This window comes from Paenibacillus oleatilyticus (assembly GCF_018998565.1).
GTDB lineage: Bacteria > Bacillota > Bacilli > Paenibacillales > NBRC-103111 > Paenibacillus_G > Paenibacillus_G oleatilyticus.
On record NZ_JAHNZO010000187.1, the window covers coordinates 1 to 334 of the forward strand.

The 334-nt window shown below is 46.1% G+C and carries 1 protein-coding gene; it reads right to left on the minus strand.

Going from position 1 to position 334, the window contains the following annotated elements:
- Nucleotides 1-271 (minus strand): cytochrome ubiquinol oxidase subunit I (locus KQX66_RS39130; RefSeq protein WP_216798450.1); only part of this gene is annotated, 271 nt, incomplete at its 3' end.
- Between the last annotated feature and the right edge of the window lie 63 nt (nucleotides 272-334).

Below are 334 nucleotides of genomic sequence, written 5' to 3' on the forward strand. Positions count from 1 at the left end.
TATCGCCGACGTAGTGAGAGAAATACGACCAGTTAGTCCCGAACTGGAACTCCATGGTCAAACCGGTGGCCACACCCAGAGCAAAGTTAATCGCAAATAACTTTCCCCAGAATTTGGTCATGTCTTTATAAATTTGTTTGCCAGACAGGACATATACCGTTTCCATAATTGCCAGCAAGAACGCCATACCGAGCGTTAATGGGACAAATAAGAAATGGTACATCGCCGTTAAAGCAAACTGTAAGCGCGACAGTTCGACAATATCAAACATCTTGACTCCTTGCTCCTCGCAGGAAGACTCCGACACGCGGTTATCGGCACGCTTCTTTCAAAG